This window comes from Streptomyces sp. NPDC058246, assembly GCF_042881985.1.
GTDB lineage: Bacteria > Actinomycetota > Actinomycetes > Streptomycetales > Streptomycetaceae > Streptomyces.
On the sequence record NZ_JBHVWZ010000050.1, the window covers coordinates 22,416 to 36,798 of the forward strand.

The following is a 14,383-nucleotide window of genomic DNA, read 5'->3' on the forward strand; positions in this document are numbered from 1 at the left end:
GAATGACAGCCGGGCAAGGCGGATGACAGCACGGGAGAGGGATGTGACGGCGACACCTTCGCAGCCGTATTCGCCGTTTGTGCCATGCGCACAGCAAGCGCCTCGTCGCACATCGGCCCACACGCCGACCCGCGAGCCGGCCCACACGCCGACCCACACACCGGCCCGCGAGCCGGCCCACCCGTCGGTCCGCACGCCGGTCCGCGAGCCGGCCCACCCGTCGGTCCGCACGCCGGTCCGCATGTCGGCGCCTGCGCCGCTCCGGGCCCGCCGCGCCCTCGGCCTCTCGCGCGGCGCCCGTGACGTGCTCACCCTCATGACGCTGCCCCTGCTCGCCGCGCTCGCGCTGCCCGCCGCCTTCGCCGGCGGCGGCACCCGGCGGTGGTTCGGCGGACGTTCGGAGAGTCAGCGGGCCGAGGCGCAGGCCGCCAAGGACGCCGCCGCGGCGGCCTTCTACGAACTCGACACCGCGCAGCGCGATCTACGGATCTCCATCGAGACCATCACGGCCGTCGACGACTCCCCGGCCGCCCGTCGCGCCGTCTCCGACTTCGAGGCGCTGGGGCGCCGCATCGACGAGGCCAGCCATCAGTACATCACCGCCGTGGACGCGCACGATCTCGACCACGACGGCCTGGAGGCGTCGGCCGCCGCGCAGGCCCGTTCCGAACTGACCGCCGCCAAGGACGAGCTGGGGCGGGTGAAGGGGGACCTGGACCGCTTCGAGCAGGGGCTCGGACCGCTGCTCGGCAAGGCCGAGACACAGCTCGCCCGGCTCGCCCCGTCCGTCGAGCGCGCCCGCCAGGCCCTCCTCGCCGCCTCGAACGCCCTGGACGGCGTACGGAAATCGGGTCTCAAGGCCGACGATCTCGCCGCCCGCCTCGCCGCCCTCGGGCCGGAACTGACCAAGCTCAACCAAGGGGCCGGGCAGCACGGCGTACCGGAGACGCTGGAGCGGGCCGAGCGGGTCTCCCGGGAGGCCGAGGCGGTGCGCGCCGAGGCGGAGCGGCTGCCCGGTCGGGCCGCCGAGATCGACCACCGGCTGGTGTCGCTGCGCACCCGCGCGCAGGCGCTGACCACCCGGTCCGGGCAGGTGGAGCCGGTCCTGAGCGAGCTGCGGCGGCGCTTCTCGGCCGCCTGCTGGCAGGACCTGCAACACGTACCGGAGCAGGCCGCGGAGAACGTACGGCAGGCCGAGCTCAAGCTGAAGGAGGCGCAGGCCGCGCGCGACGCGCAGCGCTGGCCGGACGCGACCTCGCTGCTGTCGACGGTGCGGGCGCTGCTGAACCACACGGACGAGGCCGTCTCGGCGGCCGGCGACCGGCTGCGGCGGCTGAACGCGGTGGCGAAGGACCCGCAGCAGGAGATCGACCGCACCCGGTTCGCCATCCGCGACGCCCAGCGCCTGGCCATGGCGGGCCGCAACACCCCCGACCCGCGGCACGCCCGTCCGCTCGACGATTCCGTCGGCCGGCTCGACCGCGCCATCGCCACGCTGGAGGGGCGCCACCCCGATTACTGGCACTTCCTGACCGAGACGGAGGCGGTGCGGCAGTCGGTGGCGCGGGTGGTCTCCCAGATCCGGGAGGAGCGGGGCGGCGGGGTCTGAGGGGCCTGACGGCTCGGCTCCCCCGAGCCGGCTCTTCCATACGGCCCAGGTGCCCGTACCGCCCCTGCGGTACGCCTCAGGTATTGGCGCTCCCCGTATCCCGGGTACGCCTCAGGTGTTGGCGCTCCCCGTATCCCGGGCGGATGCTGAAGTGAAGGTACGTACAGCCTCCGGCGCCGTGTTGAGGAGGCGGACATGGCCACACGCGCACCGCGCACGGGTTCCCGGCACCTCATCTCCCTCGACGAGCATCTGCCCGTCGACCACCGGCTCAGCACCTTCTACCGGATCGGCGCCGGTCTCATGGGTCTCGTGCTGCTCGCGTTCGGCATCCTGGGCCTGGTGAACAAGGTCGGCTTCTTCGACATCGGCGGGGACACGGTCGCGGGGCTGAACACCAACGGCGCGCTCAGCGTGCTGTCGATCTGCGTCGGGGTGCTGCTGTTCGCGGGGATGGTGGTCGGCGGGAACATCGCCTCCACGCTCAACATGATCCTCGGCGTCGCCTTCATCCTCAGCGGCTTCGTGAACCTGGCCCTGCTCGACACCCGCTACAACTTCCTCGCCTTCCAGATCCAGAACGTGCTGTTCAGCTTTGTCGTGGGCGTCCTGCTGATGTTCTTCGGCATGTACGGCAGGGTCGGCTCGGCGCTGCCCCACGACAACCCGTACTGGCGGGCCCGCCACCCCGAGCAGGTGGAGAGCGAGCGCCGGCTGCGGGCCTCGGCAACGGCCCTGCGGCACCGTGCGCGCAGGGCCGTGCCGAAGAGGTGACCGGCCCTGCGGCACCGTACGCGCAGGGCCGTGCCGAAGAGGTGACCGCCGGTGGGATCAGGTGCGGTACGCGTAGTACGCCGAGTTCGGGTACGACGCGATGATGCTCGACACCGACCGGCGGTAGGTGTCGGTGTCGTGGTAGGTCAGATACGGGATGCCGCTCGAACTGCGGTACGACGTGATCATGGAGTGGTCCTTGGACCCGTCCTTGTTGAAGTCCATCTGCATCACGTCACCGACGGCCATCTGGTAGACGTTCGCCAGGGGCTTGCTGCGCTTGGCGGTCTGGGTGAACCACGACCACTCGTTCACGCCGACCCATGTGTCGGTCTGGGTCGACGTCCCGTAGGACCAGGTGCCGTACTCCTCGCCCGAGCTGGTGACCTGCTTCCAGCCGCCCGCCTTCAGGGACTGGCTCAGGTAGTTGGTGCAGTCCCCGCCGGCCGAGTTGAACTTCCGGTAGGCCGGGTTGTAGTTCTTCCAGTACTTCTCGGCGTACGTCGCCATCGCCGCGTAGTCGTACGTGGCACCCGTGAGCTTCTTGGGGTTGGCGGCGGCGGGATAACTGGTGGCGGCCCGGGGGGCGTCGACAGCGGCCATCGTGGTCTTGCCCAGCGGCGTGCTGGTGACGGGCTGGTTGACCTGCCGGGGGCCCTGGTCCGTCGAGCGCTCGCCGGTCAGCTTCCAGGTGCCGTCGGACTGGGCGGTGAAGGTCAGTTCGTGGTGCGCGCGAAAGCCCGTCGTGGCGGGCTCGTCGCCGCGGATCTTCTTGTACGTGAGGGTGGTGGTCTCGGTGACCCAGGCCGTGGCCCGCTCGCCCTTCACCCGGGTCCTGTCGACGGTGACCTCGGTGGCGGCGGCGGTGTAGGCCTCGCCCAGCGCGGCGAGACGGGAGCGGGTGCCGCGCAGGGAGGTGACCGCGGTGTTCTCCGTGCGGGTCAGCCCGGCGGACAGCCGTATGCCTGCCGTGGCCTGCAGCGCCGTGCGGGGAGCCGCCTGGGTCCGGTCCAGCAGAGCGGCCGTACGGTCGGTGAACAGGGCGTCGGCCGTGCGGCCGAAGGCGTCGGTCGTCGCGCGGTTCAGCTGGGGTGCCGTCGCCGGGTCCACGGAGGGAGACGCGTGGGCGGCGGACAGCGGCAGCAGGACGGCGGAGAGGGCGAGCGCCGTCACGGTCGAGCCTCTGCGGCTCAACTTCATTGATCTCACTGAGATTCTCCTTGACCCCCGGTCGGACACCGGGGAGGGAATCTTTACATGTTCCCCTCAATCGTGACGAAGCCGGGGGGATCCGATGAGCGGCCGATCAACCGCCGCACCTCATGGGTAGATTGTCGCCCCGGACAGCTACTTCACCACCGTCGACCAGTCCGGCGACTGCGCCGGGTCCAGGCTGCGCAGCCGCTCCAGGACCTCGGGCTTCTGTACGTCGAGCCAGTCGGCCAGTTCACGGAAGGACACGCAGCGCACACCCTTCTTCGTACACACGTTTTTGATGACCTGGTCGATGGCCTTCATATAGATGCCGCCGTTCCAGTCCTCGAAGTGGTTGCCGATGAAGAGTGGTGCCCGGCTGCCGTAGTACACCCGGTCGAAGCCGGCCATATAGGACTTGACGGTCTCCTGCTCCCACGCGGGGTACTGGGCCGGATCGCCCGTGGTCTCGCCGTCGGACTGGTTGTAGAGGAAGTTGAAGTCCATGGACAGGCCTTGGTACTTGCCGCCCTCGTAGGGAAGCATCTGGAGCGGGAAGTCCCAGACGCCCTCCTTCTTGGTGGGCCATATCTGGAAGTCGCCCGCGGAGCTGGCGTCGTAGCGCCAGTTGTAGTCCTTGGCGGTCGCCTTCATCGCCCTGAGCAGGTTCTTCTGGCCCTCCAGACAGGGCGCGCGGCCTCCGCTGATGTCACGCTCGGCGTCGAACGGCAGGGCGGGCAGATCGGTGTAGCCGGTGTTGGTCTTCCACTTCTCGACGAACGAGAAGAACTGGTTGATCTCGCTCTCCCACTGGGCCACGCTCCAGTCCCCGCCGCCCTTGTCGCCGCAGAAGTGCCCGTTGAAGTGGGTGCCGATCTCGTTGCCCTCCTTCCACGCCTTGCCGAGCTCCGCCAGCGTGGTGCGGATGTGCTCGTCGGTGGGGTAGCTGATCGCCGCCGCGCCCGGCGAGTGCATCGGCGGCTCGTAGAGCTTCTTCTTGTCCTTGGGCAGCAGATAGATGCCGGTCAGGAAGAACGTCATATGGGCGTCGTACTCCTTGGCCAGCTCCCGGTAGTGCGAGAAGAGCTGGTCGTCGCCCTGCAGGGCGCCGTCCCAGGAGAAGACGACGAACTGGGGTGGCTTCTCACCGGGCTTGAGCGGGACGGGCTTCAACTCGCCCTTCTGCGGGCCGGTGTAGGACGTGGAACCGTCGCCGATCACCTTGGTCTTGCCGTCCCAGGCGGGTTCCTTCGTCGCCTTGGCGGCGCCGGCACCGTCGGAGCCGTGCGCGCGGGCGGACGCGGCCGGTGTGGTGCTGTCCGGCCGGTTCAGGGCCAGGTAGGTGGCGGCCGAGGACGTGACGACGAGGAAGGCCGCCATGGCCGCGAAGCCCTGGCGGGCGGAAGCGGTGGCAGAACCGGGAGCGGTGTCACGGCTTCGGCGCCGGCTGTGCTTCGAGTTCATACGGTGCGCATTCTGAGAGGGGGGTGGAAGGAGCTCGGGGCGGCGGTCACTCGGACGCCGGGGTCAGCGGAGCGGGCTCATGGCGCCGGCCCAGATGTCGTACGGGACGCCGGCGCCGGCCGCGCCGTCGATCCCCTTCAGCGGCAGTGGTTCGAGGCTCTTGGACAGGTCGATGCGGTAGAGGACGACCGCGGTCGACACGGAGCGGTTGGTGCCCACGTACCAGGCGGCCGTGTCGGCGTCCCCCGTGGTGCCGCTCTTCCCGGCGACCTGTGCCGACGCGGGCGCCGCGTCGGCGTGCGCGGTGCGGAAGGAGTCCGTGAGCGCGGCGGTGACCTCGCGGGCCACGTCGGCGCCCACCGCGCGATGGGGGCCGGGCGTCTTCAGGGCGACCGGGGAACCGTTGCGGGTGATACGGCGCACGGAGTAGGGCTCGATGTGCGTGCCGCCCGCGGCGAAGGTGGCGTACGAACTCGCCATCCGGATCGCGCTGGGCGTGGAGCTGCCCAGCGACAGCGCGGGCACCTGCGGCCCGAGGCTGGAGGAGAGCAGGCCGGCCGCCTCGGCGGTCTGCCGCACCGTGGCCAGGCCGGTGTCCATGCCGAGCTGCATGAACGGCACGTTCACGGACTCGGCGAGCGCCTTGCGCAGGGTGATCTGTCCGTAGGACTTCTTCCCGTCGTTGTGCGCGGCGACCTTCTTGCCGCTGCGGTCCCAGTAGGGGCCCTCGGGCGTGCTGACCGGGACGCCGTCGTCGCCGTCGTAGACGGAGTCGGGGGTGACCGGTGTGGCCGTGCTGTCGCGGGTCTTGTGGACGCCGTGTTCCAGGGCGGCGGCGTAGACGAACGGCAGGAACGCCGAACCGGCCGGGACGGTACTGGCGTTGGACTCGTTGTAGCCCTGCGTACGGTGGTCGGGGCCGCCGTAGACGGCGAGGATCCTGCCGTCCGTGGCCACCGAGGAAGCCCCGTAGTGGGCGGACTTGGCCGTCTTGGGGTCGTCCTTCAGGGCCTTCTTGCGGGCCTTGGTGACGGCGTCGGTGAGCGCGGTCTCCCGCTTCCGGTCGAAGGTCGTGTAGATCTGATAGCCGCCCAGGTCGAACTGCTTGTCCGAGATGTGCGCGGCCTTCTTGGCGTACTGGGTCGCCAGCTCCACCAGGTAGTCGCTCTGCTTGCCGGTGTCGAACGTCTGGGCCTGCTTGAGCGGCTCGGGGAACTTCTTGTACTTCGCCCGCTCGGACGGCGACAGCTTGCCGGTCTTGACCATGCGGTCGAGGATCCAGGACCACCGCTCCACGGCCCGTTTGTGGTTCGCCTTGCTGAGGGTGGGGTCGTACAGGCCCGCGCCCTTGAGGAGCGAGGCGAGGAAGGCGCCCTCGCTGGCGTTGAGCCGGCTCACGTCCTTGCCGTAGTACGCCTGGGCGGCCCGCTGCAGGCCATAGGTGCCGCGGCCGAACCAGCTGGTGTTGAGGTAGCCCTCCAGGATCTTGTCCTTGCTCATCTTGTTGTCGAGCTTGAGGGCGATCATGGCCTCGGTGAACTTGCGGCTCACCGAGCGGTTCTGGGTCAGGTAGACGTTCTTGACGTACTGCTGGGTGATGGTGGAGCCGCCCTGGGTGTCCCCCTCGCCCACCGTGCGCACGAGGGCGCGGGTGAGACCTTTGACGGAGATGCCGGGGTCGGAGTAGAAGCTCTCGTTCTCCGCCGCGAGCACCGCCGAGCGCACGTCCTGGGGGATGTCCTTCAGCGGCATGGCCTGCCGCCGCACCCAGCCGGTACGGGCCATGGGTGTGCCGTCGGACCAGAAGTAGACGTTGTCCTGCTGTGTGGCGTACGTGTTCAGGTTCGTGGGTATGTCGGTGGCCGCGTAGGCGATCGCCAGCAGCGATCCGGTCAGGCCCATCGACAGGGCCCAGCCCGCCAGCCACTGCCGCCAGGAGGGCATCCAGCGCCGCCAGCCGGTGCGGCCCGGGCGTGGGTAGGCGGGTCTGAGCCGACGGGCCAGCGGCGCGAAGCGGGCGAACCGGCCGGTCAAGGCGGCCAGGCCGGAGCGTTGCGGGGGTCGGCGGCGGGTGCCGCGTCGGCGCGCACCGGCCCCTTGCTCCCGGCTAGCCACGGCGCGCTCCGACGCGTGGGTGGGCAAGGGAATGCCAGGCATCCGTTCGATGCCATGCCTCGGTCACGACTGCGTCTCCCTCCGCACTTCGTCCTTGCGCGCGCGGGTAGATGCAGCGGCCGCACATGCGGCTGCGAGCCCCCCTCCCCGACCTTGCGGCTCGTCGCGGCCCTCATAAATTATCAGCGACTATTGCGATTCATTCGTTCAGGAAGCAGACAGAAATGATCAGAGGGAGGGATGAGGAGGTCAGAGCGGCCCCTGGCGTCTCCGGGCCGTGCCCTCTTCGCCCCTCAGCCCAAGATCGTCCGCCTCGGCTCGCGGCACCGCGCCGGAGGAGGCGCGGAGGCCTACGGCCGGCGACCGGCTCCGGCTAACCTGGGCGCATGCCTCGCTACGAGTACCGCTGCCGGACCTGCGGCGACACGTTCGAACTGAGCCGCCCGATGGCGGAATCCGCCGCTCCCGCGGACTGCCCCGCGGGGCACGACGACACGGTGAAGCTCCTGTCGACGGTCGCCGTCGCCAGGGGCGGCGCGTCGTCCGCCCCGGCCCCCGCGCCGCGCTCCGGTGGGGGCGGCGGCGGGTGCTGCGGCGGAGGCTGCTGCGGCTGATCCGGAGAGATTTCTCAGGAACTCTTCAGATCGTCTCCGCCGCCGAACACCGGCTTCGCTCCACCGGCGAACACCCGGGTTCGCTCCGTGGACGAGCACCGGGTTCGCCGCTCCGGCGAACACCCGGGTTCGCGCCGCGGACGAGCACCGGCTTCGCCGCTCCGGCGAACACCGGCGGTCGTCGGCAGGCGACCGCGCGACGGCGGCTCCTCAGGCCGCCGTCGCCGTTCCCGGCCGCCCGCAGGCGTGCAGGAACTCCCGCAGGATCCGCTCCCCGGCAGTGACCCCGCGCTCCGGGAGGGCGGTGATCGCGGGCGCCGTCCAGTCGCTGTCGGCCAGTTCTCCGTGGCCGGGGCGCCAGCCCCGGTCGGCGGCGAGCAGCAGGTCGGAGTCGAGCAGGGAGTCGCCGGCCGCGAGCGTGAGCGTCGCCCCGGTACGGCGGGCGACCTCACGCACGGCCGCGCTCTTGGTGAGCGGCTTCGGTACGGCGTAGATCTTGCGGCCCTGCAACGAGACCGTCCAGCCGCGGTTCTCCGCCCACACGGCCAGTTCCTTCACCCACTCCTCGGGAAGCAACTCGCGCTCCACGACCAGATAGACGAACAGGTCCTCGGCGATCCGGTGTTTGCGCACCCAGGCGGGGTCGGCGGTGGCCGCCATGTACTCCCGCACCTCGGCCAGCGGGGCACACTCGGTGGCGAGCCGCGCGGTCACGCTCGCGTGCCAGTCCGGGTCGGAGACACCGTCGACGAGCAGATGGCCGCCGTTGGCGCAGATCGCGTACTTCGGGGCGGGACCCGGCAGGTTGATGCGCTGGTACTGCTTGCGGGTGCGGGTCGTGGTGGGCATGAAGTCCGCGACGTCGCCGAGTTCGGTGAGCAGCGCGGCCGCCGTCTCCGTCATGTACGACAGCGGTTTGCTCTCGTGCACCTCGACGCAGAGCAGCCGGGGCGCCCGCGCGTCCGGCATGGTCAGCGCGAGGGCGGCGGCGGAGTAGATCAGCGTACGGTCGAGGTCGCTGGCGACGAGCGTCCTGGGCGCGGACATCAGAGCGCCACCGCCTTGCCGTCGGCGCCGGTCGCGCCGCGCGTGTACTTCGGGTGGATCAACCCCACGCAGGTGTAAGGGAGTTCGGCGACCTCCTCGACGGGCACGCCGCGCTGCTCGGCGAGCAGGCGTACGTGGTCGAGGTCGGCGCCCGCGTCGGCGCTCGCGAGGATCTTCCAGGGGACGCGGCGCAGCAGCACCCGGGTGGTCTCGCCGACGCCCGGCTTGACGAGGTTCACGTCGTGGATGCCGTACTCCTCGCTGATCCGCTCGACCGCTGCCCAGCCCTCCCAGGTGGGGGTGCGGTCGGCGGCGAGGAGTTCCTTGGCCTGGGCGCAGGCCGCTTCGGTGACGTCGGTGAAGTGGGCGGCGACGGCGTCCAGGAAGTCGGCGGAGAGGTCGGAGCCCGCGAGTTCGCGGTAGAACTTCGCGCCGTGGAACTCGTGTTCGCCGACCAGGTCGGCACGCAGGACCGTGCGCGAGATCAGCCCGGAGACGGTCGAGTTGAGGCAGGCGGAGGGGATGAGGAAGTCCTCGCGGGTGCCGTACGTCTTCACGCACGAGCCCGGGTCGGCGAGCACCGCGATCTCCGGGTCGAAGCCGGTGATGCCGTCGGACTCCTCGAACTCCCGTATCGCGTCGGTGAGTTCTCGGGTGATCGCGCCCTTGCCGGTCCAGCCGTCGACGAACACGACGTCGGCCGGGTCGTGGTGGGCGGCGAGCCAGCGCAGCGCGTTGGCGTCGATGCCGCGCCCGCGGACGATGGAGACGGCGTAGTGCGGCAGGTCGAGGTCGTGGCGGTGCTTGGCCCAGCGTCGCATCAGGACGCCGACGGGCGTGCCCGCGCGGGCCAGGGACACAAGGACCGGGTGCGGCGAGCGCTCGGCGAGCACCAGCTCGGTGACGGCGCCGACGGCCTGGGCGATCCGGGCCGCCGAGGTGCCGAGGGCCGCGTGGAACAGCTCCTGGTACTGGGCGCTCGGCTGGTACTCGACCGGCAGCGACTCCGCGTAGTGCGCGCCGCCGCTCTGGATCGCCTCCTCGCGCTCCTCCGTCGGCGCCTCCAGGTCCACGTCCGAGAGGTCCTGGAGCAGCCAGCCGACCTCGTCGGCCGCGTACGAGGAGAAGGCGGGGCCGCGGAGGGGCTCAGGGAGCATGGAGGGCCTTTCGGTGGACGGCCGTGCGGGGACGTAGGAGGGGACGACGGCCAGCAGGACGCTCGGGGTGTGCGCGGCGAGCTGGGCCAACAGGCCGTCGGGGGCGTGCAGTTCGGGGGTGTCGGCGGCCGAGTCGACGACGGCGACCACGGCGTCGAAACCGGCGCCCGCGACGTTGTAGGCGTAGCGCTCGCCGGGGCCGTCGTCCGGGTGGTCGTGGGCCGGGAAGACCAGGCGGGTGCGGATCGCGTAGCCGGGGTCGTCGAGGGCGAGCACCGGGGATCTGGTGGTCGTGGAGTAGCGCACCTCGGCCGTCACCACCTGCTCCAGCTCCCGGGCCAGCCTGAGCGGCGCGTACATCAGCTCTTCGAAGCCGAGGACGAGCACCCGCCCGGCGTCGTCCGGCAGCGCGTCGGCGATCCGGGCGGCCATGGCGGGCAGGGAGCGGTCCAGTCGTATTCGATGGCCGGGGGTGAATCCGTGCCGCCCGCCGTCGGGGACGCCGCGGGGCCAGCCGAGCTCGACGCGGGTGACCGGGTCGGTGCGCCGCCGGGCGGGGGCCTCGGCCGCCGCGGACTCGTGCGCGGCGACCAGTGCCTGCCCCTTCTCCAGGACGCCGTCGGGGAACTTCACCGTCCCCGCCGCCGCGGCCACCAGGTCCACCCGCGTGCCGGTCTCCTCGGCGAACTCCTCCAGGCGCCCCAGGTCGGCGGGCGAGCGCATGTCGACCAGGGCCACGATCACATATCGCTCGCGCGGGTAGCGGGCGTGCAGGTCACGGATCGTGTTGAGGACCGTGTTGCCGGTGGAGAACTCGTCGTCGACGAGGACCAGCGGGCCGGAGCCCGCCAGCAGACCGGGATCCTCGGGCAGCAGCAGGTGTGAGGTGGCGTGCGAGTGGGACTCCTCGAAGCCGCCCGCCCGGGGGACGCCCTCGACCGGGCGGCGGGTGGAGTGCAGATAGGGCGCGAGGCCGACGCCGTCGGCGACCGAGTGGCCGAGTCCGGTGGCCGTCTCCGCGTAGCCGAGGACCACGGCCGCGCGGGCGTCCTCGGTGCCCAGCAGGTCGCGCACCCGCCGTCCGAGCGCGAACCCGTACCCGTACACCACGGACGGCGACTGCGGGACGTGCTTGCCAAGGACGTTCGACACGAGCAGGTGCGCCCGTTTGGGGTTGCGGCGCAGCGCGAGTCCCAGCAGGCCGCTCAGCTCCTCGTCACCGACGAGTTCGATGCCGAGCCGCTGGGCGACCCACGTCCCGGTCCACACCGCATCGCTCACCGCGCTGGTCCCTGCGTCGTTCCTCGCATCGTTTCCTGCGCTGTCCCCTGCATTGTCCCCTGCGCTGTTCATCGATTCCTTGGTGATCCGGTTGCGCCTCGCCCGGTCCGGCCGGCTCACTCCGGGAGCCCGGCGGCGAGCAGGTCGACGAAGCCGATGTCCTGGTGGGCGACGCCGAAGACCTCGGCGCGCTGGAGGGTGCGCTCCGCCCAGGCGCGGTGCGGCTTCACCTCGTTCATCTTGTTCGTGTACGCCGAGCGCAGCACGCCTCCGCCGCCGCGCTCGGGCCGGAGGATGTCCTGCGCGTCGCTGTACTCCTCGTGGCTGACGACCGACAGCGCGTGCACGGGCAGCACGTGCGAGGGGTGGATGCAGGTCTTGCCGAGCAGCCCGTTGGCCTGGTCGAGGGTGATCTCGCGCAGCAGCCCGTCCATGGCGTGCTCGATCAGCGCCTCGCGCAGCTCCTCCGCCTGCCCCTCCAGGAAGGGGCTGCGGCGCAGCTGCGGCTTGAACATGCGCTCCTGGACCCGGAAGTACTCCCACACCGGCCCGGTCACCGTGAAGCCGGTGCCGTCGGCCCGCCCCAGCATGTTCACCACGTCGGCGATCACGGAGGCGACCACCTGCACGTCGTACGCCGTCATGTCGGGGGCCCGGCGCAGCGCGTACGAGGAGCAGAAGTCCGTCACGCCGAGGCGCAGCGCGAGCACCCGGTCGCGGTACTTGTCGACGGCGCGGGAGATCCCCTCCAGGGTCTCGACGCGCGACTCCCGGTACAGCAGCTCGGGCGATTCCAGCACCGGCATGGCGAACAGGCGGCGCCCGCTCGCCGTCTCGGCGGAGGCGAGGGCCTCCAGGAAGGGCATGCCGCGTTCCTCGGTGAACTTCGGCATGACGAATCCGGACAGCACGCGGACGGCGGGCCCGAGGCGCTGTACGAGGTCGGGGATCTGCTCGGGGAAGCGGACCCGGACGAACAGCAGCGGAAGCTCTCCGGCGTCCGTGCGTCCCGCGAGGCCGGTGAACTGCCGGACCAGGTTCTCCTCGGCGCCCACGACCTCCGCGTCGTCGATGGAGTCCTCCAGGCACAGGACCATGGAGACCACGCCGCGCCCGGCCTGCTTGACGATGTCGTCGGCCAGCTGCGGCCTGGTCGCCGGGCTGTAGAGCGTGGCACCGAGGGCGGCCGACAGCACCCTGGACGGCGAGTCGGCGGTGAAGACGCTCGGCTCCCGGAAGAAGAGGCGCTGCCGCTCCTCAGGGGCGATGTGACCAAAATGACGCATAGGACTCCCCCGTGGCGGCTAGTCGGCCGGTTGTGATGTGGCCGGTAATAGTACGTATGGATCCATGTCAGGGGTTCCCACCTGGCATGAAGTTCAGGTAACTCGGGCATGTCGGGTACCCACCGATTCCGCGGCCACCCCGCGTTGTCGTGACCAGGACCGAGAGGGCAGGATGACCGCATGACGCACGCGATGTTGAAGGGGTCGAACGTCCCGCTGGACGCCACATCGGTGCGCGCCGTGCTGCGCTGGACGCCCGGGCAGGGTGTCCCTGATGTCGATGCCTCGGCGCTGCTCCTCGGCCCCGACGGTCGTGTGCGATCCGACGAGGACTTCGTCTTCTACAACCAGCCCCGCCATCCCTCCGGCAAGGTCTGGCGGCTCGGCAAGAAACGCGTAGCCGAGGGCCTGACCGACACGATCCAGACGGATCTGGCCGGTGTCGAGTCCGGTGTCGGACAGATTTACCTCGTCGCATCGGCGGACGACGTCACCTTCGACCGCGTACGGGATCTGCGCATCCTGCTGTACGACGCCGCGGTCGCGGACGGCGAACCGCTGGCGTACTTCGACATCAAGCCGGAGACCGGCGCGGAGACCGCGCTGATCTGCGGGGAGCTGTACCGGCGCGGTGAGGGCTGGAAGTTCCGCGCGCTCGGCGAGGGCTACTCCAACGGCCTGGTGGGTCTGGCGACCGACTTCGGGATCTCGGTGGACGAGGCGGAGGCCGAGGCGGCCGCCGCGGCGCCGGTGACCGGATCCGTACCCGACACCGCCTGGTCCGCGCCCGCCGGGGCTCCCGAGACGTCGGTGCCGTTGCCGCCCGAGCAGCCTGCGCCGGTGCCGCAGCAGCCCGCCTACGGGTATCCGCAGCCGACCAGCCCCAGCCGGCCGGCCTACGGCTACCCGCAGCCCCAGACCGCGCCGGCCGCGCCGCCCGCGTACGGATTCCCGCAGCCGGTGGGCGTCGGGGCCGACCCCGACTTCCGGCTGCCGCCGCAGGGGCCGCAGTTCCTCGGGCGTTAGGGAGGCGCCCCGGGCGACTACCGGTCCACCTTCGACTTGTAGCCCCGGCCCCACTGGAGTCCCCACCCGTACAGCCGGTCGAGTTCGGCCTGGAAGCCGTACACGAACCTCACCTCGCGGCGCACCGTCACCTCGCCCTTGTTGTTCTGGATCATCACGACGGCACAGGACCGCGCCTGCGGATGGCGCTCGTCGAGACCGATCTCGATCCGCGGGCCGTTGCTCGGGTAGAGCGTGATGATGGCGTGCGTACGGTCGAAGGCGGGCGTCTGGTCGTAGATGTAGACGAAGACCAGCAGCCGCTTGATGTCGTCGCGGTGGTCGAGGTTGACGAATGCCGTCTCGCCGGACCCTGAGCCGAAGCGGTCGTCGCCGCTGAGCTTGACGTACGGCGGGGCGTTGAGTTCGCCGAAGAAGCTGCCGAGCGGCTGGACCACGCCCTTGGTGCCGTCCGTCAGCTCGTACATGACGCCCAGGTCGAGGTCGACATTGACCATGCTCTGGGTGTGCGCCTGGACCACTTCCGGTTTGAAGGTGCGGAAGGGGTGGCGCAGCAGGCTGCCGCGCTGCGGCCCGCCTATGTCGGAGGTGCGCATCCGCCAGGACAGGTTGATGCGCAGATTGCCGGTGGCCGCGCCCTGCTTGGTGAGCGAGACCGTGTGGTTCCGCTTGGTCAGCTCTATGGAGTTGGTGGCCGCGCTGCCGGAGTCGAAGTCCACCGAGCGTCCGCGCCACAGGTCCTGCCAGATGCCCATTCCGCCCCCCACGTTCCTCGATATGCGGCGGGGCGGCCGTCGAGGACTCGTCCTCGACGGC

11 protein-coding genes are annotated in these 14,383 nt (G+C 70.8%); 4 read left to right on the top strand and 7 right to left on the bottom strand.

The window, feature by feature from the left end:
• The first annotated feature begins 43 nt into the window (after positions 1-43).
• On the top strand, positions 44-1,609 hold the full coding sequence (locus ACFVXA_RS39195) for a hypothetical protein (protein ID WP_390028621.1): 1,566 nt from the start codon (positions 44-46) through the stop codon (positions 1,607-1,609).
• 195 nt (positions 1,610-1,804) lie between these two features.
• Positions 1,805-2,383 carry a DUF4383 domain-containing protein gene (locus ACFVXA_RS39200; RefSeq protein WP_362031993.1) on the top strand — a complete coding sequence of 193 codons (579 nt, stop codon included), beginning with the start codon at positions 1,805-1,807 and terminating at the stop codon, positions 2,381-2,383.
• 57 nt (positions 2,384-2,440) lie between these two features.
• On the opposite strand, the gene ACFVXA_RS39205 is transcribed toward ACFVXA_RS39200, so the two are convergent.
• The 3 genes from ACFVXA_RS39205 to ACFVXA_RS39215 form a co-directional block, all read right to left on the bottom strand.
• Positions 2,441-3,583 carry an amidase domain-containing protein gene (locus ACFVXA_RS39205; RefSeq protein ID WP_390028628.1) on the bottom strand — a complete coding sequence of 381 codons (1,143 nt, stop codon included), beginning with the start codon at positions 3,581-3,583 and terminating at the stop codon, positions 2,441-2,443.
• Positions 3,584-3,730: 147 nt separating this feature from the next.
• Positions 3,731-5,041, bottom strand: a complete 1,311-nt coding sequence (locus tag ACFVXA_RS39210; protein WP_390028622.1) for a hypothetical protein — start codon at positions 5,039-5,041, stop codon at positions 3,731-3,733.
• 63 nt (positions 5,042-5,104) lie between these two features.
• Positions 5,105-7,198 carry a transglycosylase domain-containing protein gene (locus ACFVXA_RS39215; protein WP_390028623.1) on the bottom strand — a complete coding sequence of 698 codons (2,094 nt, stop codon included), beginning with the start codon at positions 7,196-7,198 and terminating at the stop codon, positions 5,105-5,107.
• A 344-nt stretch (positions 7,199-7,542) separates the two neighbouring features.
• Here ACFVXA_RS39215 and ACFVXA_RS39220 point away from each other — a divergent pair, with 344 nt between their 5' ends.
• Positions 7,543-7,770, top strand: a complete 228-nt coding sequence (locus tag ACFVXA_RS39220) for a zinc ribbon domain-containing protein (protein ID WP_362031989.1) — start codon at positions 7,543-7,545, stop codon at positions 7,768-7,770.
• A 210-nt stretch (positions 7,771-7,980) separates the two neighbouring features.
• Here ACFVXA_RS39220 and ACFVXA_RS39225 read toward each other — a convergent pair whose 3' ends face one another.
• The 3 genes from ACFVXA_RS39225 to ACFVXA_RS39235 are packed head-to-tail and all read right to left on the bottom strand — an operon-like array spanning position 7,981 to position 12,541.
• Positions 7,981-8,817, bottom strand: a complete 837-nt coding sequence (locus ACFVXA_RS39225; protein WP_390028624.1) for an HAD family hydrolase — start codon at positions 8,815-8,817, stop codon at positions 7,981-7,983.
• The gene (locus tag ACFVXA_RS39230) at positions 8,817-11,327 is read right to left on the bottom strand and encodes a phosphoribosyltransferase (protein ID WP_390028625.1); all 2,511 of its coding nucleotides are present in this window, start codon (positions 11,325-11,327) and stop codon (positions 8,817-8,819) included. The genes ACFVXA_RS39225 and ACFVXA_RS39230 overlap by 1 nt, the downstream gene beginning before the upstream one ends.
• A 44-nt stretch (positions 11,328-11,371) precedes the next feature.
• Positions 11,372-12,541 carry an HpcH/HpaI aldolase/citrate lyase family protein gene (locus ACFVXA_RS39235; RefSeq protein ID WP_390028626.1) on the bottom strand — a complete coding sequence of 390 codons (1,170 nt, stop codon included), beginning with the start codon at positions 12,539-12,541 and terminating at the stop codon, positions 11,372-11,374.
• 180 nt (positions 12,542-12,721) lie between these two features.
• Between ACFVXA_RS39235 and ACFVXA_RS39240 the strand changes: the two genes are divergently transcribed.
• A complete protein-coding gene (locus ACFVXA_RS39240; RefSeq protein ID WP_383747513.1) occupies positions 12,722-13,567 on the top strand; it encodes a TerD family protein in 846 nt (281 codons plus the stop codon).
• A gap of 17 nt (positions 13,568-13,584) precedes the next feature.
• Here ACFVXA_RS39240 and ACFVXA_RS39245 read toward each other — a convergent pair whose 3' ends face one another.
• A complete protein-coding gene (locus ACFVXA_RS39245) occupies positions 13,585-14,322 on the bottom strand; it encodes a Tellurium resistance (RefSeq protein ID WP_384025634.1) in 738 nt (245 codons plus the stop codon).
• Between the last annotated feature and the right edge of the window lie 61 nt (positions 14,323-14,383).

Excerpts from the sequence above, each read along its gene's own strand:
- ACFVXA_RS39220 (WP_362031989.1), top strand. The coding sequence starts at position 7,543 with ATGCCTCGCTACGAGTACCGCTGCCGGACCTGCGGCGACACGTTCGAA.
- ACFVXA_RS39235 (WP_390028626.1), bottom strand. The coding sequence starts at position 12,541 with ATGCGTCATTTTGGTCACATCGCCCCTGAGGAGCGGCAGCGCCTCTTC.
- ACFVXA_RS39240 (WP_383747513.1), top strand. The coding sequence starts at position 12,722 with ATGACGCACGCGATGTTGAAGGGGTCGAACGTCCCGCTGGACGCCACA.
- ACFVXA_RS39200 (WP_362031993.1), top strand. The coding sequence starts at position 1,805 with ATGGCCACACGCGCACCGCGCACGGGTTCCCGGCACCTCATCTCCCTC.
- ACFVXA_RS39245 (WP_384025634.1), bottom strand. The coding sequence starts at position 14,322 with ATGGGCATCTGGCAGGACCTGTGGCGCGGACGCTCGGTGGACTTCGAC.
- ACFVXA_RS39205 (WP_390028628.1), bottom strand. The coding sequence starts at position 3,583 with ATGAAGTTGAGCCGCAGAGGCTCGACCGTGACGGCGCTCGCCCTCTCC.
- ACFVXA_RS39225 (WP_390028624.1), bottom strand. The coding sequence starts at position 8,817 with ATGTCCGCGCCCAGGACGCTCGTCGCCAGCGACCTCGACCGTACGCTG.
- ACFVXA_RS39215 (WP_390028623.1), bottom strand. The coding sequence starts at position 7,198 with ATGCCTGGCATTCCCTTGCCCACCCACGCGTCGGAGCGCGCCGTGGCT.
- ACFVXA_RS39210 (WP_390028622.1), bottom strand. The coding sequence starts at position 5,041 with ATGAACTCGAAGCACAGCCGGCGCCGAAGCCGTGACACCGCTCCCGGT.
- ACFVXA_RS39230 (WP_390028625.1), bottom strand. The coding sequence starts at position 11,327 with ATGAACAGCGCAGGGGACAATGCAGGGGACAGCGCAGGAAACGATGCG.